The sequence below is a fragment of the Bacterioplanes sanyensis genome, from assembly GCF_014652515.1.
Classification (GTDB): domain Bacteria; phylum Pseudomonadota; class Gammaproteobacteria; order Pseudomonadales; family Oceanobacteraceae; genus Bacterioplanes; species Bacterioplanes sanyensis.
In genome coordinates, this window is record NZ_BMYY01000002.1 from 141450 (window position 1) to 159888 (window position 18439).

15 protein-coding genes and 1 pseudogene are annotated in these 18439 nt (G+C 51.6%); 9 read left to right on the forward strand and 7 right to left on the reverse strand.

All coding sequences use genetic code 11. From position 1 onward, the window contains the following. Positions 1–538: pseudogene (locus IE090_RS03665) on the forward strand (alpha-amylase family glycosyl hydrolase); the annotation flags it as partial. 904 nt (positions 539–1442) lie between these two features. Here IE090_RS03665 and IE090_RS03670 read toward each other — a convergent pair. Beyond that, positions 1443–2399: a hypothetical protein gene (locus tag IE090_RS03670; RefSeq protein WP_189386997.1), complete on the reverse strand. Its 957-nt coding sequence runs from the start codon at positions 2397–2399 to the stop codon at positions 1443–1445. A 496-nt stretch (positions 2400–2895) separates the two neighbouring features. Here IE090_RS03670 and IE090_RS03675 point away from each other — a divergent pair, with 496 nt between their 5' ends. Then, on the forward strand, positions 2896–4584 hold the full coding sequence (locus IE090_RS03675) for an alkaline phosphatase (RefSeq protein WP_189386998.1): 1689 nt from the start codon (positions 2896–2898) through the stop codon (positions 4582–4584). 35 nt (positions 4585–4619) lie between these two features. Here IE090_RS03675 and IE090_RS03680 read toward each other — a convergent pair whose 3' ends face one another. Beyond that, on the reverse strand, positions 4620–5201 hold the full coding sequence (locus IE090_RS03680; protein ID WP_189386999.1) for a hypothetical protein: 582 nt from the start codon (positions 5199–5201) through the stop codon (positions 4620–4622). Between the two features lie 302 nt (positions 5202–5503). On the opposite strand from IE090_RS03680, the gene IE090_RS03685 reads away from it, so the two are divergent. The 3 genes from IE090_RS03685 (at position 5504) to IE090_RS03695 (ending at position 9580) form a co-directional block, all read left to right on the forward strand. Further along, the gene (locus tag IE090_RS03685) at positions 5504–5797 is read left to right on the forward strand and encodes a 4a-hydroxytetrahydrobiopterin dehydratase (protein WP_189387000.1); all 294 of its coding nucleotides are present in this window, start codon (positions 5504–5506) and stop codon (positions 5795–5797) included. A gap of 177 nt (positions 5798–5974) precedes the next feature. Then, positions 5975–7795: a PhoX family protein gene (locus IE090_RS03690; protein WP_189387001.1), complete on the forward strand. Its 1821-nt coding sequence runs from the start codon at positions 5975–5977 to the stop codon at positions 7793–7795. A 63-nt stretch (positions 7796–7858) separates the two neighbouring features. Beyond that, a complete protein-coding gene (locus tag IE090_RS03695; protein ID WP_229815451.1) occupies positions 7859–9580 on the forward strand; it encodes an Aq_1262 family (lipo)protein in 1722 nt (573 codons plus the stop codon). On the opposite strand, the gene ppnN is transcribed toward IE090_RS03695, so the two are convergent. Continuing rightward, positions 9567–10928, reverse strand: coding sequence for a nucleotide 5'-monophosphate nucleosidase PpnN (gene ppnN, locus IE090_RS03700; RefSeq protein ID WP_189387002.1), 1362 nt, complete (start codon positions 10926–10928; stop codon positions 9567–9569). The two genes, IE090_RS03695 and ppnN, sit on opposite strands and share 14 nt — an antisense overlap. A 17-nt stretch (positions 10929–10945) precedes the next feature. After that, positions 10946–11527 (reverse strand): CBS domain-containing protein, encoded by a 582-nt coding sequence (locus IE090_RS03705; protein ID WP_189387003.1) that lies wholly within the window; start codon positions 11525–11527, stop codon positions 10946–10948. A 261-nt stretch (positions 11528–11788) separates the two neighbouring features. Here IE090_RS03705 and IE090_RS03710 point away from each other — a divergent pair, with 261 nt between their 5' ends. The 3 genes from IE090_RS03710 (at position 11789) to purU (ending at position 14716) form a co-directional block, all read left to right on the forward strand. Continuing rightward, entirely contained in the window at positions 11789–13084 is a 1296-nt protein-coding gene (locus IE090_RS03710) for an ammonium transporter (protein ID WP_189387004.1), read from the forward strand. A 5-nt stretch (positions 13085–13089) separates the two neighbouring features. Then, complete coding sequence (locus IE090_RS03715) at positions 13090–13728, forward strand: hypothetical protein (RefSeq protein ID WP_189387005.1); 639 nt, start codon at positions 13090–13092, stop codon at positions 13726–13728. A 136-nt stretch (positions 13729–13864) separates the two neighbouring features. Then, on the forward strand, positions 13865–14716 hold the full coding sequence (gene purU, locus IE090_RS03720) for a formyltetrahydrofolate deformylase (protein ID WP_189387006.1): 852 nt from the start codon (positions 13865–13867) through the stop codon (positions 14714–14716). A gap of 11 nt (positions 14717–14727) precedes the next feature. On the opposite strand, the gene IE090_RS18050 is transcribed toward purU, so the two are convergent. Next, the gene (locus tag IE090_RS18050) at positions 14728–14898 is read right to left on the reverse strand and encodes a helix-turn-helix domain-containing protein (protein WP_189387007.1); all 171 of its coding nucleotides are present in this window, start codon (positions 14896–14898) and stop codon (positions 14728–14730) included. Between the two features lie 320 nt (positions 14899–15218). On the opposite strand from IE090_RS18050, the gene IE090_RS03730 reads away from it, so the two are divergent. Next, entirely contained in the window at positions 15219–15758 is a 540-nt protein-coding gene (locus IE090_RS03730; RefSeq protein WP_189387008.1) for a PepSY-associated TM helix domain-containing protein, read from the forward strand. Positions 15759–15801: 43 nt separating this feature from the next. On the opposite strand, the gene IE090_RS03735 is transcribed toward IE090_RS03730, so the two are convergent. Both IE090_RS03735 and IE090_RS03740 read right to left on the reverse strand, forming a co-directional pair. Then, positions 15802–17334 carry a methyl-accepting chemotaxis protein gene (locus IE090_RS03735; protein ID WP_189387009.1) on the reverse strand — a complete coding sequence of 511 codons (1533 nt, stop codon included), beginning with the start codon at positions 17332–17334 and terminating at the stop codon, positions 15802–15804. Between the two features lie 372 nt (positions 17335–17706). Further along, positions 17707–18426 (reverse strand): hypothetical protein, encoded by a 720-nt coding sequence (locus tag IE090_RS03740; RefSeq protein WP_189387010.1) that lies wholly within the window; start codon positions 18424–18426, stop codon positions 17707–17709. Positions 18427–18439 lie beyond the last annotated feature (13 nt).

An 18439-nucleotide genomic window follows, 5' to 3' on the forward strand; every position in this document is an offset into this window, starting at 1 on the left:
GTGCAGCAGTAAACAGCCATGCTTCTCTTCGCGTGACTGTCTGTTTTTTGAAAAAGCACTGGCTGCCTGCATGGCCTACGTGGATTTAAACCCTGTTAGAGCAGGCATGGCGAAAACACCTGAAACGTCTGATTATACCTCGATCAAAAAACGCAGCCGTAAAGCACAGCAAGCCAGTTCACCCAATCACCCGTTTCAACAAGTCCCCGAGCTATTTAACTTCGCTGGTAACCCTCGTGAAAAAATGCCGGAAGGCATTCCAATGCAGTTAACCGACTACATCGACTTGGTGGACTGGACAGGCAGACAAATACGCGATGATAAACGCGGTCATATCGATCAAAGCTTACCACCCGCGTTGCTCAGGCTGGGCATTGATCCACAACACTGGCTGGTGATGACGCAGCAATTTGAAAGCCAATTTAAAGGCCTAGTGGGCAGTGCTCAGCAGCTAAAGGCCAAACTGAGCTGCTTTTTCCGCGACAGCAAACAACATAGAACGGCTGGCATTGGTGCTTGCCAGCAGCTGCTGACTTAACAGAAGTCAATAAAATCTCTGCATCAAAAACCTGTTTGTTCAACAAGCATGGGTTAACTTTGTCTGAAACTCTCTCTCGGTAGCTAAATCACTTTTTGATTCATTGATAGACGGTGCTCAAGGCCGCCAGTGGCTGGGTGCAGCAGTAAACAGCCATGCTTCTCTTCGCGTGACTGTCTGTTTTTTGCCTGGCTAAAAGCCAAACTGAGCTGCTTCTTTCAAGATAACAAGCAACACCGAACGGCTGGCATTGGAGCTTGTCAGCAGCTGCTGACTTAACAGAAGTCAGCAAAATCTCTGCATCAAAAACCTGTTTGTTCAACAAGCAGGGGTTAGCTTTGTCTGAAACTCTCTCTCGGTAGCTAAATCACTTTTTGACTCATTGATAGACGGTGCTCAAGGCTGTCAGTGACTGGGTGCAGCAGTAAACAGCCATGCTTCTCTTTGATGACTGTCTATTTTTGTTTGCTAAGGCGCGGAAACCTGAATGCGAGAGCGCATTTTGAGCTAAGAGCGGCTTTGCATTGTGTGCTAGCTGGGGTCAGAGCTTAAGCTCTGACCCCTTATGTGGATTTTCACCGGCCTTCATTTTTACGCCTGCTGGAAGTCCTTTGGCCTGAGCTGGGAGTTGCCAAACGCTATTTTGCGTTGGATGGGTGTGCAAGATCACCAAGACCTCTCTTCGCGTGACTGTCTGTTTTTTGGCAGTAAACAGCCATGCTTCTCTTCGCGTGACTGTCTGTTTTTTGCTAGGCGATGGCGACCAAGGTGGTACTGGCGGCAGCACCACCGGTGGTGACAGCCAATCAAGTGCTACTGCGCCGACAGAAACCGACCAAGGCGCCCAGAGCGATGCGGGCGCGTCGGTAAATCAACCGTTGGGAGGAGGCAAAGGTGGCCTGCTCTAAACGAAGTAGTATTCTCCAGAATTACCGCCATGCACACCAGATAGGACGCAGGCTGCGGTTGTGCCGCGGTAATTGCTGACCTTGCGGCCAGTTTCAATATCAATACCAAAATCCCGCGCCAAGCGGCCGGCGGGCAAGTGCAGGTCAAAGCGAGCCTTAGGGTTGACCTTCAAGGTTTCTTTGGACGACGGAAACGGCTTGCCCTCGTAATAGCCAAACTGAATGCGGTTTTGCTGCCAGAACCGATAGCGCTCCTGCTCAAACTGGCGGCGCATGATGGCGCTGGTCGAGTTAGGACCATTGTGGGCGTCTTCCACCGTCATGGCACGGTCTTTCAGTTGGTGGTAGGTGTCCACTTCACCTTTTAAAGCATCGCAAAAGGCGCGGCCACGCAAATGCGCGTTAGCATTGCTAGGGTTCAACAGGGCGTTGAGCACCAGGTTCTCCGCCTTGGATAACACCCGGTCATGCAAACACCAGTCGTACCACTCCATGCGGCACAACAAGCGCAAGTTGATCTCGCGGATTTCGCCATCGTTCAGTGCGCGTTCACCGAGGGTTTCTGGCGTATGCTTGCCTTGCAAGCCAAGGCACAACTCCGGTGGTACGCGCTTAAAGCGCTCGTCATTCGGGTCCAGCCCCAAGGCAGCAAAGACCAACTGAGCCCGGTACAGCATGAGCTCTTGCGCCAGGTTGTTGGTGTAACCGGCCACGGCCAAGCCATTACTGGCATCCAGCAAGCGATCCCGCGTTATGCGGAGATAGCTCTCGGCGTTTTTGGCGCGGGTAAGTAGTCCACTATTTTCGCGAGCTAGGCGCTTGGCGGAGCGTTCCTGTTCCAAAGCGTGTTGTTTCCATGCAACGTAATTTTCATGGTACGTCGCCGCGTCCCTTTCAGCCTCACGGGCACGGTTTTGAGCGTTTGGGTCCAGGAAGTAATGGGGTTTTAGCATGGGTTCTCCTTGCTGTCTTCCTTGATGACAATAGAAGCATTAGGTTAAGGCTAGCTGCATATATTGCAAGTGTGGCCTTTGTGATGTGTGAGCTCGGGCACTACCGGCTATTCTCGGGATGTCTGTTTCAAGCTTTGAACTCGCTCTCGCGGCTAGGTTTTCCACGCCTTAGCAGGCCGCCTGAGTTGGCAGTGCCTGTGCCCGCAGGGGGGGGCCCAGATAGCAGCGCAAAGCAGGGAGTTCTCCCGCCGACGTGAGAGCAAGCTCCTTCAATAATGGCATAGGGCTTGGCGGTTAAACGCAACGCAGCTTTTTGCGCATTCATTAACCCGTTGGCAGCCCGAATAGAGTCCTTTGGGGACAGTTTGCTCACTGATTGAACATTCAATCAACTTTGTCATAAAACTTTTATATTACCTTTGTAGCGTGCACGCCCAATGTGCCCCGGACCTGTTTGGGGCAAAAGTCATTCGCACTATCGAAGGTTACTTATTTCATGAAAACCCTCAGCAAATTATCGGCGGCGATTGTTACGTCGACTCTGCTCGTTGCCTGTGGCAGTGATTCAGATTCCAGCTCGGATAGCGAAACGACAGCGCAGCAAGGTCAGGTGAAAAATCTGATTTTGATGATTGGCGATGGCATGGGCGCTCAGCAAGTCGGTTTGTTGGAAGAATATGCGCGTCGTGCGCCAGCCAATGCTGCTCAAGTGGGTCAGGTGACTGGCTTGCAGCGTTTGGCTGAGGGCGGTGCGTTGGGTCTATCCATGACAGCGCCCATGGGGGCGAACCCTGGCTTGGTAGTGGACTCTGCTTGCTCGGCCACGCAACTGGCGACGGGCCAAGGTTCGATTTCTGAAGCCGTGGGTTTGGATGACCAAGGCAATAAAGTCGAAACCATTTTGGAAAAAGCCAAAAAAATGGGTAAGGCTACGGGCCTGATTACCGATACGCGCTTAACTCACGCCACGCCAGCAGGCTTTGCCTCGCATCGCCCGCATCGCTCGATGGAAAATGAAATCGCTGAAGATTTATTAGATGCCGGCGTAGACGTTTTGTTGGGCGGTGGCTCGCGCCATTGGGCACCGGCTGTGGATGATTTTGCTGCACTGGCGGCAGAATTGAATGCACCGACTCATGTCATCAAAAAATCCAAGCGCAGCGCTGATGACGATCGCAATCTATTTATGGAAGCAAAAAGCGCGGGCTACGCGCTGGCATTTGATCGCGCCCAAATGAACGCCGTTACTTCAGGCAAACTGTTGGGCCTGTTTGATGATTCGGCGATGAACGATGGTATTGAATACACTCAGTGCAAAAAGGCAGGCACGGCAGAAGCGGGTAGCAAATGTGCTGATGAGCCATCGCTGAAAGAAATGACCAAAAAAGCGTTGGATATTCTCTCGCAAGACCCTGATGGCTTCTTCTTGATGGTTGAAGGTGGCCAAATCGACTGGGCGGGTCATATTAATGACACCGGTTGGTTGCTGCATGAAATGCTGAAGTTTGATGAGGCCGTACAGGCGGTACATGAGTGGGCGGCAGAGCGTGATGACACCTTGGTGGTGGTCACGGCAGACCATGAAACCGGTGGCTTTGGTATGGCGTATCACAAGCACGATATTCCAGCGGCGAAAACTCTGCCAGGTGATGGCATGGTGAATGGCGATGGCAGTGCGCGCGATTACCAGCCGCAATACAACTTTGGTGCCTTGGCAACGCTGGATAAGATCTACGCCCAGGAGCGCTCGTTTTATGACATTTTGAGCGCTGTCAATGGCGATTGGGATTTTTCCAATAGCCAGGCGGCTGATTGGGTAGCGGAAGTGAATGCCAGCTTGCATCAAGACTTCCACATTGATACCGAATCAGGTGAGCGCATTGCGGCGCGCTACGAAGTGCCAGCAGAAGATGTGCACCCTGAGCACAAGTATCTGAGTGCGACCAATATCCCAAAATTTAACGATTTTTCAGACTTCTACGTGTATGCAGATGAAGACACCGGTGCTTTGATTGCGCGTGAAATTGCGCACAAGCAAAGCGTGACCTGGGGCAATGGCACCCATACCGCAGCACCTGTGCCGGTATATGCTTTTGGCCCAGAAGCCATCACCAAGCAGTTTTCTACCATGCAGCATCATACCGATGTTGGTCAGAAAATGATTAAGGCATTGATTGGCGAATAAGCCTAAGCCTTAAGGCCCTAGAAAAGTAGGGCCTTTTAAATAAGCCTGTCGTTTTTCAGTGTCAGCACGAGATAGCGGTAAGCGTTTCTTTCCATCTCATGGGCCGCTCTGGCTGGGTCGTCATTAAATGGGTGCAGTAATATTAAAGGCAGCCAATGCACGACGGTAAATGAATCCTGCAGCTTGTACAGATTTTGGTCGCTGTGATTTTGCGCGGTAATGTGCAGGTTGATTGCACCGGTTTTCCACCCAGGTAGCAGAAAAAGCAGGGCGGGCATGGGGTGAATGAATAAGTCCAGCACATTGCTTTGGCTATTGACCACGCCGCGTATGGTGACCTGCGCTTGGGCTTTGGTGGCCACAATCTGACAGCAACCCGACTCTATTAACGCCGTTTCAAATGCGGTTCTATGAAAATCGGCGTAATAGTCTTGGCTGAAAGCATCATTGGCTGCTGCCATGCGCCACTCGCTATACACTCTGGTCTTGTCCGGCTTGGCAGTGTGCAAGGCGTGTTGCGGCACGGTAGGTAGGTCATGTGCTCTGAAGGTCGCACAGCCGCTGCTACACACTGTGCTGATGGCAATGACTACTAGCGTTAGCATTCCTTGGCGCATGCTGATTCCTTGTGGCGATCAAGGTGATTATATCGGCCGTGAAATGCGCTGTAGAGAAAAGCAAAGCTCTGGAACGCTGGGTTTTAGGGCGATTTTTCTGAGCGATGTTCAGTGTTTGTTCAGCTGTGCTTAGGGCAACCGCTACTGGCTACACCAAGGTTAGGGCTTAAGGCTAAGACAGTGGCGACCGGTCTGCTGTGTGCAGATGGGGGCGCCAGTAATGGGCCAACCCGCACGCTGCTCTTTAAACCTGTGTTGGCTGCCATTAAGGTGATGGGGAATCTCAGCGAAGGAGCATTAGCATGAGTGATAAATTAAATGATGAGGCCATCGTTACGGCGTTGTCGACGTTACCGCAGTGGCAAAAACAGCTGCTAGATGGGGTGGCTGCGTTGCAAAAAGACTTCCGCTTTAACGATTTCGCCGGGGCCATGGCGTTTGCTCAAAAGGTGGCGACATTGGCGGATGAACACGACCATCACCCACAGTTAACCATTACCTACGGCCATGTCGAGGTGCTGTGGTGGTCCCATGATGTAAATGGTGTCAGCGAGCGCGATGTGCGCCTGGCTGAACTGTGTGAGGCATTGGTGTGAAACCAAACCGGCAGGCGGCTAGGCCGCCTGTCCGTTTAGGGTAACGGATTTCTTCTACCCGCATCTCTTGTCACGGATGTGACTTGTTACTGTCATATTTTCTTATCTGAATTGTCATTAAGCATCGCTAGGCTGCCCTCTCCTGACCGTACACGGTTTGATAAAGAGAGAATAACCATGGAAACGATGATGAAGTCGCGTCTGGCTCAGGCGCTGATGATCGCAGCTACCGCTGCTGCGGTAACTGGATGTGGCAGTGATAACGATAGCGATAGCACACCTGCCACCCGTGAGATTACGTTTGCCGGTGTCAATGCGCCTGCCACCGACGCCGACAAGCGCGCTATTTTGGCCTCCAGCGCTACGGTAGAAGAGAAAACCTACGGTGGTGAGTACCGCACTTTCTTGCGCTCGGGCGATGAGAAAGACGGCATTATGTTTGGTCAGCTGGTGGATAAAACCGGCAGCGTGCTGCAAGCTGAAGATGGCTCTGTACGCATTTCTGACTCTAATGAATTCACCTCGATTTTACCTGTGGGCGATAAGCTGTTTTCGGTGTCACAGTTTGAAGACCGCCCTGGCGCTATGTTCCTAATGGAACTGGATCAAGCCGACGATGGCGTGTTGTCGGTTAAATCGCTGCAACAAATTGATCAGTCTGGCGTTGACGGTGGGTGGGTACACTGTGCTGGCTCTGTGACGCCTTGGACCACTCACTTGGCGTCAGAAGAATATGAGCCGGATGCACGCAGCCAGGTTACTGGCGATGATGCCGCTGATAATGGTTACTCGGCCCCAATGCTGGATTATTACGCTAACCCTAGCGAGTGGAACCCTTATTATTATGGCTGGAACATCGAAGTGGCCGTCGATGAAGATGCCACAGTGACGTCAACCAAGCACTACGCCATGGGCCGTTTAGCCTACGAGCTGTCGTATGTAATGCCAGACGAAAAAACCGTCTACATGACAGACGATGGCACCAACGTTGGTTTATATATGTTCGTCGCTGACAATAAAGGTGACTTAAGCTCAGGTACCACCTATGCCGCTAAATGGCGTCAAACCTCAGCTGAGGGCGTGGGTGCGGCCAACTTAGAATGGGTGAGCTTAGGGCATGCCAATGGCGCAGACATCAAAGACTATGTGCACGGCAGCAACGGCAAGCCACAGGTGAAGTTTGCCGATATTTTTGATGCCGTTGAGCCAGAGGCCAACGTTTGCCCAGTGGGTTACACCTCCATCAACGCCGGTGGCAATGGTCAGGAATGCTTGAAAGTTAAACCTGGTATGGAAACCGTCGCCTCGCGTTTGGAAACCCGTCGCTACGCGGCCATGCTGGGTGCAACCACCGAGTTTCGCAAAGAAGAAGGCGTGACTTTCGATAGCAAGCGTAACAAGCTCTATATTGCCATGTCGTCGGTTGAACGTGGCATGGAAGACTTTAAGAAAAATGGCGCGTCGAAAAACTCTTACGACATCGGTGGCCCTAACCACATTCGCCTGAACAGCTACAACAAGTGTGGCGCTGTGTATCAGTTGGACCTGGCCCAAAATACCGCCATGGGCTCTGACTATGTGGCGCAAAATATGTCGGGCTTGGTATTAGGTCGCCCAGTGTCTGAGCAAGATCCACAAGTGGCAGGTTTTGAAGAAAACAACAGCTGCCATATCGATGGCATTGCCAACCCGGATAACGTTACCTATATGTCAGGCTACGACAAGCTGATCATTGGTGAAGATACCGGCAGCGGCCACCAGAACGATGTGATCTGGGCGTACGACTTTGCGGATCAGTCACTGACTCGCATTCAGACTACTCCCTACGGTGCCGAAACCACTTCACCTTATTGGTACCCCAATATTAATGGTTGGGCTTACCTGACCTCTGTGGTGCAGCACCCATACGGTGAATCCGACAGCGATAAAGACACCGGCGCGGGTGAAGCGCGTGCCTACACCGGCTACATCGGGCCTTTCCCGGCTGTAAAACAGTAGTCACATTGGCGGGGTAACCTGCAAAGGACGGCTGCGGCCGTCCTTTTTTGTTGGGAGAAAATCATGAACAAATCCATCTGGTTACTGGCCGCTGCGCTGCTCAGTGGCTGTTTTAATGGTCAGGAAGACAACCCTCAACAGGCCAGCACCGAAGTACCTGATAACACATCGTCAGTCGCTGACAATAACTTAGAATATGGCAGCTTAATCGACCTAAGCCATGATGTTAGCCACAACCCCGTCGCCTACATACCGCCACAATGTTACACCGACCCAGTGACGGAGCAGGGCGCACAGAACCCGTGCTATGTGTGTCATACCGACAGCAAGCGGCCTAATTTCTTGAACGATACCGACGTTCAGCAAACCTACACCTTTCCTGAACCAGGGTTAAAAAACTACTGGTCAAACCTATTTAAAGACCGCCGTGAGGCCGTCGCTGCCATCAGTGATGACGCGATTTTAAATTACGTGCGACAAGATAATTATAAAGATAAGCATGGCCAGATTACCCTAGCGCAAAAGCTGCATCAGCTACCCGCAGAGTGGGATCGCAACGGCAATGGTGAGTGGGATGGCTATGTGCCGGATGTGTATTTTAATTTTGATGAAGAAGGCTTTGATCGCGCTCCAGATGGCAGCCTAACTGGCTGGCGTGTGTACGCATATTATCCATTTCCCGGCACTTTTATGCCGACTAACGGCTCTACCGATGACGTTATGATGCGTTTGCCAGAGCCTTTTCGTCAAAACCGCGACGGTGAGTTTGACAAAGAAATTTATAAGCTCAACCTGGCCATCGCTGAAGCCATTGCCCGTGAAAAAGACGTACCCTTCGGGCCGGTGGATGAGAGCAAGGTCGGCGTTGATTTAAATAAAGATGGCGTGCTGAGCATCAGCTCTGTTATTCGCTACGATTGGGCGCCGTTAGAAAATCGCCATATGTATTATGTTGGCTTGGCCGGTGAGCTACAAAAAGCGGGCGAAGTAAAAGCCGCAGCGCGGCTGTTGCCCGTCGGCACTGAGTTTGCCCACAGTGTGCGCTATCTCGACGTGACCGAAAACGGAACCGCCATGGCCCAGCGGATGAAAGAATTTCGCTACGGTAAAAAATCCTTCTGGCGCAATTATCACCAGCTGCGCACCATTGTCGACAATGAAGTCAAAGAGCGTCACGACTTCCCTGATCGCACCAAGCAGGTCACTGGCAATGCCGAAGAGGGCCTGACTTTAGCGCATGGCTGGACATACCAAGGCTTTATTGAAGATGATAAAGGCCAGCTGCGTCCACAAACCTACGAAGAAACCTATTTTTGCGCGGGCTGCCACGGTGGCATGGGCGCCAGTAACGACACCATTGTGTCGCTGGAGCGTAAGTTTGACCACGGCACTTTTCGCGATGGCTGGTATCACTGGTTGGAAAAAGGCCTGCAAGGTATTGCAGACCCTAAACGTGAAGATGGCCAAGGCGAGTATGCGTTCTACTTGCAAAATAATCCGACGGGTAATGAATATCGCAACAATATGGAGGTATTAAATACCTTCTTTCATAGCGATATGAGCCCTAAAACGCAGGCGTTTGCCCAGCTAGAAACGGACATCTCTCTGCTGCTGATGCCGTCACCACAACGTGCTTTGCAGTTAAATAAGGCTTATCAGCTGGTGGTGAAAGAACAAAGCTTTGCCGAGGGCCGTGATGCGGTGCTGGCGCCGTTAACCACAGTGCATAAGCAAGTGGAATTGGACGGCAGCACCGGCATTGACAATGTACTTAGCTATTATTGATTTGATAGCAAGGCGTGTATTGGCCGCTGATTTTCATGCGGCCATGATCAACCATCGCTTTTAATAGCTGATCCATGCCGGCCATGATGCCGGCATCGCCGCTGAGTTGAAACGGCCCATGTTCTCGCACTCGCAACACGCCAGATTCCTTCACATTGCCGGCGACAATGCCAGAAAATGCGCGGCGTAAATTGGCCGCCAGTTCGTGCTCAGGCAGTTGCTTGCTTAAGCTGAGGGCGGCCATGGCTTCGTGCGTCGGTTCAAACGGATGCTGAAAATCCGGGTCGATGGTTAAGCGCCAATTAAAGAAATAGGCGTCGTTCTCTTGGCGGCGATAGTCTTGTACTTTGCGTAAGCCTTCTTTAATGGTGCGGGCAACGGTAGTCGGCTCATCAATAATTAGCTGATAACGCGACTGTGCTTCTTCGCCTAAACTGTCGCCGATAAACCTATCAATGGCTTTTAAATAGTCACCAGCTTCTTGTGGCCCAGTAATGACCACAGGAAAAGGCATGTTACGGTTATCTGGATGGGACAAAACACCCAATAAAAACAGCAATTCTTCGGCTGTGCCTGGGCCACCAGGGAAAATCACAATGGCATGAGCCATGCGCACAAAGGCTTCTAGGCGCTTTTCAATATCCGGCAGAATCACTAGCTCATTAACGATGGGGTTGGGCGCTTCTGTGGCAATGATGCCCGGCTCAGTAATGCCAATGTAGCGACCATCGCAAATATGTTGTTTGGCGTGGCCAATGGCAGCGCCTTTCATAGGGCCCTTCATGGCACCTGGGCCACACCCTGTGCCTACGTTAAGGCCACGCAAGCCTAACTGGTAGCCGACTTTTTTGGTGTATTCGTATTCATGCCGAGGAATGGAGTGGCCACCCCAGCAAACGACCAAATTGGGCTCGGTGTCGGGTTTTAAAACACCGGCGTTACGCAGCAGGTGAAACACCGCGTTGGTGATGTCTTCTGGGTTGTTGAGGTCAAAGCGATGGGCGCGCAAAATGGAATCTTGAGCGTAAAGCACATCGCGCAGCACCGAAAACAGTTGTTCGCGCACACCGCGAATCATGTCATCGTCGACAAAGGCAGACGCTGGCGGATTTTTTAGGTTGAGTACGATGCCACGGTCTTGTTGCAATACCTCGATATCAAAATGACGATAATCCTGCTCTAAATCGAGGTAGTCATCGGTACCATTGCCAGCATTTAACACCGCATAGCAGCAGCGCCGAAAGAGCTCATGAGTTGCGCTATTGGTATCGGTTAATTGTTGAATTTCGTAGCGGGATAAGACTCGCAGATGGGTTTTGGGGTGTACCAGTTGATAATTTTTGATCATGAACAACTCCTAGATGATCAGGCCCAAAGCTCCATTGGGCCGTAATGACTCAGGGTGCGCAAAATATCGGATGGCGTCAAAATGCCACACAACTGTTGCTGGTCATCTACCACCGGCAGCGCGCCGATGTTGTATTGGTACAGCGTTTGCGCAGCCTGACGAATATCGGCCTGGGGCCGAATGCACACCACCGGCCGGCTGGCATAGCGGCTCACCGGGTGGTGTTGAATATCGTTGTTTTCTATCAGTGCATTCAGTACATCGCGATCGGATAAAATTGCATGCACTTGCAGATTGTCATCCACCACTGGGAAGTGATGAAAACTGTTGTGCCGGAAGCGCCGTAACGCCAACCCCAAACTGTCGTTGGGACTTAGGGCCTCAACCTGCTGCGACATAATGTCTTGCACATAAGCGACTGGCTGAGGTGGGCGTTGCTCTGGGTGCTGGTAGGCTGAGTCGGCGGTGGCTTCATAGCTGTGCGTGGCAGGGTGATCGTCCTGCACCGGTGAGGTAGCGGTGGTTTTTTGAGTGCGCAAGCGATCCGGCTGAACCGGTGTTTCAACCCGACGACCCATATCAAACACCACTAACGACATACGCGTCACCTCTGCCTGACTGTTACAGTGTCATCATAGTCGCATAATTTAACCAACAATGGTGCACTATTGCGTGAATGCACTGCTTTAGGGCTTTAGTGGCCGCTGGCATGGGTATTTTCAAGGTAGACAGCGCTTAGAAGCATCCTGCGCTGCTCGCAATGTGCAGCGCCCAGCACGCATTCAGACGCTATGGCATATGCCTTGCTCCATTTGATATCCACCGGCTTAAACGCCGCGTTGACTTCAAGGAGTGTGCTGATGAAATCGACTGTTTGGTTGTTATTTGGAATCGCTTTTTCTCCTATGACCTGGGCCGCACCGCCATCGGTGTCGGAATGGGTGTTGTCTATGAATACCGTGTGGCTGGTGATGGCATCGGCGCTGGTATTTTTTATGCAGGCGGGCTTTGCATTATTAGAAAGCGGTATGTCACGCAGTAAAAATGCTGTGAATGTAATGATGAAAAACTACATGGATGTTTGCCTGGGCAGTTTATTATTCTGGCTGGTCGGCTATGGCCTTATGTTTGGTGAAAACCTCACAGGCTTTATGGGCACCAGTCATTTTGCTTTATCCGATGCCAGCGATTGGGATTTTACCCTGCTGCTATTTCAAACCATGTTTGCTGCCACCGCCATCACCATTTGCAGCGGCGCCATGGCGGAACGCACTCGATACGATGCCTATTTATTGGCCGCAGCTGGCATTATTGTGTTGATTTATCCGCTGTTCGGCAGCTGGGTTTGGGGCGGTTTATACGGCGGCAGCGGTTGGCTGGCCGATTTAGGTTTTATTGATTTCGCCGGTTCTACCGTGGTGCATTCCATCGGTGCTTGGTGTGCTTTAGCCGGCATTATGGTGCTGGGGCCACGCAGCGGTCGCTTTGATAAACGCAGTGGCGAGGTGCGCGCCATACCTGGCCATAATTTATCCTTGGTGGCGCTGGGCGGCTTTATTTTATGGTTGGGCTGGTTTGGTTTTAACGGCGGTAGCACGTTAGCGGCAGGCAGCGATATTGGCAAAATTGTGCTGAATACCCAGTTGGCCGCGGCGGCAGGCGCCTGTGGAGCATTGTTGTTTAGCCGCTTAACGCGTCAACCTGTGTTGTTAACCGCAACGGTGAATGGCAGCTTGGCGGGGCTGGTAGGTATTACCGCAGGCTGTGCGGTGATGGCGCCTGAACTGGCGGCCTTTACCGGGTTAATCGCAGGCGCCATCGCCGTGGCGGGTGCGCGCTTATTGGAGCGCTGGCAATTGGACGATGTGGTGGGTGCCATTCCTGTGCATGGCTTTGCAGGTGCTTGGGGGACCTTGGCAGCCGGCATGTTTGTGCACGGAGATTTATTCAATCCAACACAAATAATGGTGCAGCTGGCGGGAATCGGGGCAGCATTTTTATGGGCGTTCCCGCTGTCTTTGCTGCTGTTTTTTGCCATTGATCGCACGCTGGGATTGCGCGCCTCAACCCAACACGAGCAACAAGGTTTGGATTTTACCGAGCACGATGAAGTGGGGTATCCGGAGTTTCACCGCCATAGCATTATTCGGGAGTAACGCGGATGAGCGAAGCAAGAAACCGTCGTGCTGTGTACACCGTGATGTCTGAATATTTGCCAGAACTGCAGTTATGGCCAGTGATGTGGTTATGGCAACGTGAATTTGCAGATCGCTCGCCGTTTGAGCTGAATGCGTTTTTTACCGCTTGCAGCCACTTTCCTGTGGTAAAGCAGCATCGCGCGTCTTTGTATCGCCAGTTGATAGCGCTACTGATGGATGATGCCGCCAAGCTCAAACCTGATCCTTGGCCCGCCATGCAGCGTTATCAACAGGCGCTGCAGCCCGCTACTGAAGCCCGAGATGACGCAGAACTGGCGGTCTTTAATGAAATCCTGGCGTCACTGTTTTACGACCTGCGCTCAGATACCGCCGTGACAGTGACGCATTATGTGATGGAGCAAGCCGGGCGTCGGCGACTGTCCCGGACGCTGATATCCCCAGCCTTGATGGAAGATTTCGCTCGCTGTGCAAAAAATGGCGAGCGGCTAACAACGGCGGCGGATACCCATCAATTGCGCGCCTTACTCAACCTGATTTATATCGGTTTGTGTGAATGCCTGGGGCCTGTGGTCGCGGATCGCATGCTCAATCAGGCGGTAGAGCGTGCTGGCCCCCAAGCACGGCCATTAGTGACAGGCTGAAAAATAACACTTGCCGCAGCCCCTCACGGCCGCAGCTGCTATGATAGCCGGCCATTTCATTGGCCGGGCTTTGATTTCCCCTGTGGTAGGGCGGCATCGTGGTCTGGCGTTAGCAGCTTAAGAAGAAGTTATATTTATGGAACGTGTGTACCGTTTGACCATTTCCTGTCCGGATCGTGTTGGCATCGTTGCCAAAGTCGGGCAGTTTTTGTCCGGCCACGGCGGCTGGATTTTGGAGGCGAATCACTATTCCGACCTCGCCAGTGGCCAGTTTTTTATGCGCCACTGCATCAAAGCGGATTCCATGCCACTAGGGCTGGAAGAGTTTAAACAAGAGTTTGCACCGATTGCGGCAGAGTTTGATATGCAATGGGATGTGAAAGACTCTGGCGTGGCTAAAAAAGTTATTTTAATGGCCAGCCGCGAAAGTCACTGCCTGGCGGATTTATTGCACCGCTGGCACAGCAAGGAACTCGACTGCGATATTCCTTGTGTGATTTCCAACCATGATACTTTGCGTTCGATGGTTGAATGGCACGGCATTCCATTTTTTCATGTGCCGGTGGATAAAAATAATAAAGAAGAGCACTTTCGCCGCGTGAGTGCCATTGTGGATGAGCATAACGCCGATACCATTGTGCTGGCTCGTTACATGCAAATATTACCGGCGGATTTATGCCAGCGCTATGTCGGCCAGGTGATTAATATTCACCACAGTTTTTTGCCGTCTTTCGTCGGTGCCAAACCTTATCATCAAGCCGCTGAGCGCGGTGTAAAACTTATTGGTGCGACCTGTCACTACGTGACTGAAGAGCTGGATGCTGGCCCCATCATTGATCAGGATGTAATTCGTGTGTCGCACAAAGACACCGTTGAAGACATGGTGCGCCTTGGCAAAGACGTTGAAAAAATGGTGTTGGCCCGTGGTGTGCGCAGCCACCTAGAAGATCGGGTATTGCGTCACGGTAATAAAACCATCGTTTTCTGAGGCTGAATTACTCAGGCGCGCATGGCCCGGGGCGATAAGCCAAACCATTGGCGACAGGCCCGGCTGAAATTGGCCGGGTCACTGTAGCCCAATAAGCGACTGACGGTGTGAACACTTAAGGCGCCACAACCGAGCAACAATAGCCGAACAATTACCGAGCGCTTGCGCCTTGGTTGCTCCACCAGCTGTTGATGATGACAACCTTCACCCCAAGCGACGCTGCAAGATCAGCGCACTGCGTTCCGATTCTGTTGCCATTTGCTCAGAGCGCAGGAATGCCAATCACTTCCACCGCTGCAGTTCAGCCAGCAGACTTTGGGTCAAAGGGAAAGTAAGCCAGTCCAGCAACAGCCTGTGCATGATGGCTTGCTTTTTTAAGGTTCATTTAAACAGCACCTGATAGTCTTTAACCCATGATCCAGAGAGCACAGCTGCCGTTTTCGCAAAACTGCAAAGTGACTTGGGTAACTTACTTCAATCCTTATTCGATGAGTAGTCAACAATGTCGAGAAAACTTCTTGTTTCGATTCACCTTTATCTGGCCGCTTTCTTTGCCCCCATGGTGATTATCATGGCCATTTCCGGTGGCTTGTATCTATTTGGGATCAAAGGCCAAATGAATTACCAGCAGGTGGCCGAGGTTACAGCCCCCGAATGGTCACAGCAGTCCGATGAGCGCCAGCAGCAGGTAAAAGCTCTATTGCAAAGCCAGCAGCTGGACAGTGACTTTGAGTATGTGAAAATCAAAGGCGATCAGTGGTACACGCGGCCTACCAGTCGTGAGCATTTTCGCTTGCAAATGCAAGATGATCTCGTTGTGATCAGCCGCGCTGAGCCAAATTTACAAGCCATGGTGATGGAGTTGCACAAAGGCCATGGTCCGGGCTGGTTTAAATGGTTTGAAAAATTATTCGCCGTAGGCCTGCTATTTATTATGGTGTCGGGGCTGGTATTGGGCTTGCAATCGCCGATGTTAAAGAACAAAACCTTGGCGCTGAGTGCGGGCGGTTTACTGGTATTCTTGCTGTTGGCATTGGTATAGCACTTCACCAGATGGCGAGTGGATAAAGAAACTGTCACTCGCCTTAAGTGTGAAAAAACTCTGTGGTTTGCTGCAACGCTTGGGCTTGTTGGCTGATGTCTTCGGCAGTGGCAGATAATTGCTCCGACGCCGAAGCATTTTGTTGGGTAACGCTGTCCATTTCTGACATGGAGCGGCTCATCATTTGAGCGTTACTGGCTTGCTCGGCGGAGACGGATGATATTTGTTGCACCAGCTCGGCGGTGCGCTCAATGCTGGGGACAATTTCTTCTAAAAGTTGGCCAGCCTGTTGGGCAATGGCGACGCTATTGCTAGCTTGCTCACCAATAGTGCGTGAGGCTTCCTGACTGCGGGCGGCGAGCTTGCGTACTTCGGTGGCGACCACGGCAAAGCTTTTGCCACTCTCACCAGCTCGGGCGGATTCGATGGCGGCGTTAAGGGCAAGCAGGTTGGTTTGATAGGCAATGTCGTCAATGATGGTGATGTTTTCTGCGATATTGGACATGGCGGTTACTGTGTTGGTAACGGCCTCACCGCCTTGGCGAGCTTTTTTTGCCGACTCAATAGCGATGGCTTCGGTTTGTCGGGCATTGTCGGCATTGCGGGTAATCGATGATGCCATTTCTTCTACCGATGAAGTGATTTGTTCAATGCTGGACGCTTGCTCGGTAGAGGAGGTGCTGAGTGCTTGCGAGGTGGCGTTGAGTTGTTCAGAGGCGCTGGCCAGTGATTGCGCACCGCCTTTGACGTTGTCCACTGTGTCTCGCAAGTGATCGTTCATATCCTGCAGTGCGTGCAGTAACTGCGCCATTTCATTGTTGCCTGTCACCCGAATATTTTGACTGAGGTTGCCCTTTGCTAGCACCTTGGCAAACGACAAAGCACGGTTGATGGGGAAGATAATGCTACGGCTAACCCAGACGGCTGACAGAATGACTATCACCAGCAAGCCTAGGGCGACCAGTGCCAGTATCGACTCCAGCTGCATAAGGCCCGCGTCGGCTGTGGCGTGTAGGCCGTCGACAATGGCGTCGATGTCTTCAAGGTAAAAGCCCGTTCCCAGTACCAGATCCCAGCGTTCGAGATAAATGGCATAGGAAAGTTTGGGTGAGGCGACGGTTTCACCCGGTTTAGGAAAGTAGTAAGTTACATAATCACCGCCTTGTTGAGCGGCAGTGACGAGCTCACGAATCAGGTAGTTCCCCTTGACGTCTTGTAAATTCCAGTGATTTTCCCCCAGCCCTTTATCCATTGAGCCGAGTAATACCCGCGTTCCATCGCTGTGATAGCCAAACATATAACCGTTGTTGCCATACTCTAGTGCCTTGAGGATGGGCAGCGCCTGTTGCAGTGAAGCGCCGCTGTCATAAAGATGGGTGACAGCGGTGGTAGCCATGCGCACATAGCTTTGCAACTGGTCGCGCTTGAGTTGGATTAAATTATCCTCGGCTTGGGCGGTTTGCTGTTGTGATAACTGGCCAATTTGAATATAAGCAACGCCAGCCAGTACTGAGGCTAACAACACGACGGGAACAACAGCGAGCAGGTGCAGTCGGGTTCTGATTGAGATATCCATATGCGATTACCATATATCCGTTTTGATCGGAGGACAGAGATGCATGGCTGTCTCAGAGGTTATACAAAATACTCGCAATGCGTCCGATTTTGACGCCTATTGGCACTTGAAAATACGTCTTAAGAATGATGAAAAATACGCCACCGATACAAGTTTCAACACCATAGATATGCATTAAGACCCTATGGGCTTTATCTAAGGTGTTGATATCTCGATTATTTTTTGTCGAGTGAGGGATTACGGGGCACTACTCAGATAGGAACATGCTCGGCAAGCCAGCCTTCACCTATGGTTAAAGAACAATCTCATGCTTTATGTTGATCTACAAGGGTGTGGCTTCTAAGCATAAGAGGCGAGGACGTGGCATAAAAATCAGTACACCAAGTTAGGGTAAAAATCACAGACTGACTGGTCAATTAGCTCTACATTGGTGTTGCAATCCCAGTCAATTTTCCCTCCAACAGAGCTGAATGTCGGTGTCAGACGCACAATGGCAGGTGTTGGCCAGCCTGCGTTGGCTTGGGCAGCGATAATGCCATGACTGATTTTGACAGCATCATACTCCTTACTCTGCACGGGTGCTTGCCGACCTAAATCGGTCAAGTCTGATGGAAACTCACCGTGCAGGTTGGCGTATTGATCGACCTCGAGTTTGATGGGGGTGAGCGCTTGCAGCAAACCGGCAAAGCGAGCGCTGTGACGGTAACGCTCTTGATGGTTTAAAAAAGTTTGATCTTGCTCGTCCATAGGGGGTGTCGCGTCTTTTTCTGCAGCTTTTGCTGCGACAGTTTCTATTTGGCACTGCCAGCCCCAACTTTCTTGTTTGGCAACAAATTCAGCCGCTTTACGCTCGCAATAGCCGACGGTTTTACTGGCTTGCCACAAGGTTTGCTGTTGGCCATCTTTTTGATAATACACCGCACAAGGAATTTGCTGCCCTACTTGCTCGTAGGCAACCCAAATAAGGCGCTGCTGGTCTTTATGGGTACAGCGATATTGCTCGGTGACTACCGGCTCGGCAGCTTGCAGAGGAAAAGAGAGCAAGCAACTGGCGGCCAACCCTAACCAAGCTGAACGGCGAACAATGGTCATAACGCGATATCCC

What these genes read in the sequence shown, in the direction of transcription:
- IE090_RS03670 (WP_189386997.1), bottom strand. Translation starts at nt 2,399, where the DNA reads ATGCTAAAACCCCATTACTTCCTGGACCCAAACGCTCAAAACCGTGCC.
- IE090_RS03675 (WP_189386998.1), top strand. Translation starts at nt 2,896, where the DNA reads ATGAAAACCCTCAGCAAATTATCGGCGGCGATTGTTACGTCGACTCTG.
- IE090_RS03680 (WP_189386999.1), bottom strand. Translation starts at nt 5,201, where the DNA reads ATGCGCCAAGGAATGCTAACGCTAGTAGTCATTGCCATCAGCACAGTG.
- IE090_RS03685 (WP_189387000.1), top strand. Translation starts at nt 5,504, where the DNA reads ATGAGTGATAAATTAAATGATGAGGCCATCGTTACGGCGTTGTCGACG.
- IE090_RS03690 (WP_189387001.1), top strand. Translation starts at nt 5,975, where the DNA reads ATGGAAACGATGATGAAGTCGCGTCTGGCTCAGGCGCTGATGATCGCA.
- IE090_RS03695 (WP_229815451.1), top strand. Translation starts at nt 7,859, where the DNA reads ATGAACAAATCCATCTGGTTACTGGCCGCTGCGCTGCTCAGTGGCTGT.
- ppnN (WP_189387002.1), bottom strand. Translation starts at nt 10,928, where the DNA reads ATGATCAAAAATTATCAACTGGTACACCCCAAAACCCATCTGCGAGTC.
- IE090_RS03705 (WP_189387003.1), bottom strand. Translation starts at nt 11,527, where the DNA reads ATGTCGTTAGTGGTGTTTGATATGGGTCGTCGGGTTGAAACACCGGTT.
- IE090_RS03710 (WP_189387004.1), top strand. Translation starts at nt 11,789, where the DNA reads ATGAAATCGACTGTTTGGTTGTTATTTGGAATCGCTTTTTCTCCTATG.
- IE090_RS03715 (WP_189387005.1), top strand. Translation starts at nt 13,090, where the DNA reads ATGAGCGAAGCAAGAAACCGTCGTGCTGTGTACACCGTGATGTCTGAA.
- purU (WP_189387006.1), top strand. Translation starts at nt 13,865, where the DNA reads ATGGAACGTGTGTACCGTTTGACCATTTCCTGTCCGGATCGTGTTGGC.
- IE090_RS03730 (WP_189387008.1), top strand. Translation starts at nt 15,219, where the DNA reads ATGTCGAGAAAACTTCTTGTTTCGATTCACCTTTATCTGGCCGCTTTC.
- IE090_RS03735 (WP_189387009.1), bottom strand. Translation starts at nt 17,334, where the DNA reads ATGGATATCTCAATCAGAACCCGACTGCACCTGCTCGCTGTTGTTCCC.
- IE090_RS03740 (WP_189387010.1), bottom strand. Translation starts at nt 18,426, where the DNA reads ATGACCATTGTTCGCCGTTCAGCTTGGTTAGGGTTGGCCGCCAGTTGC.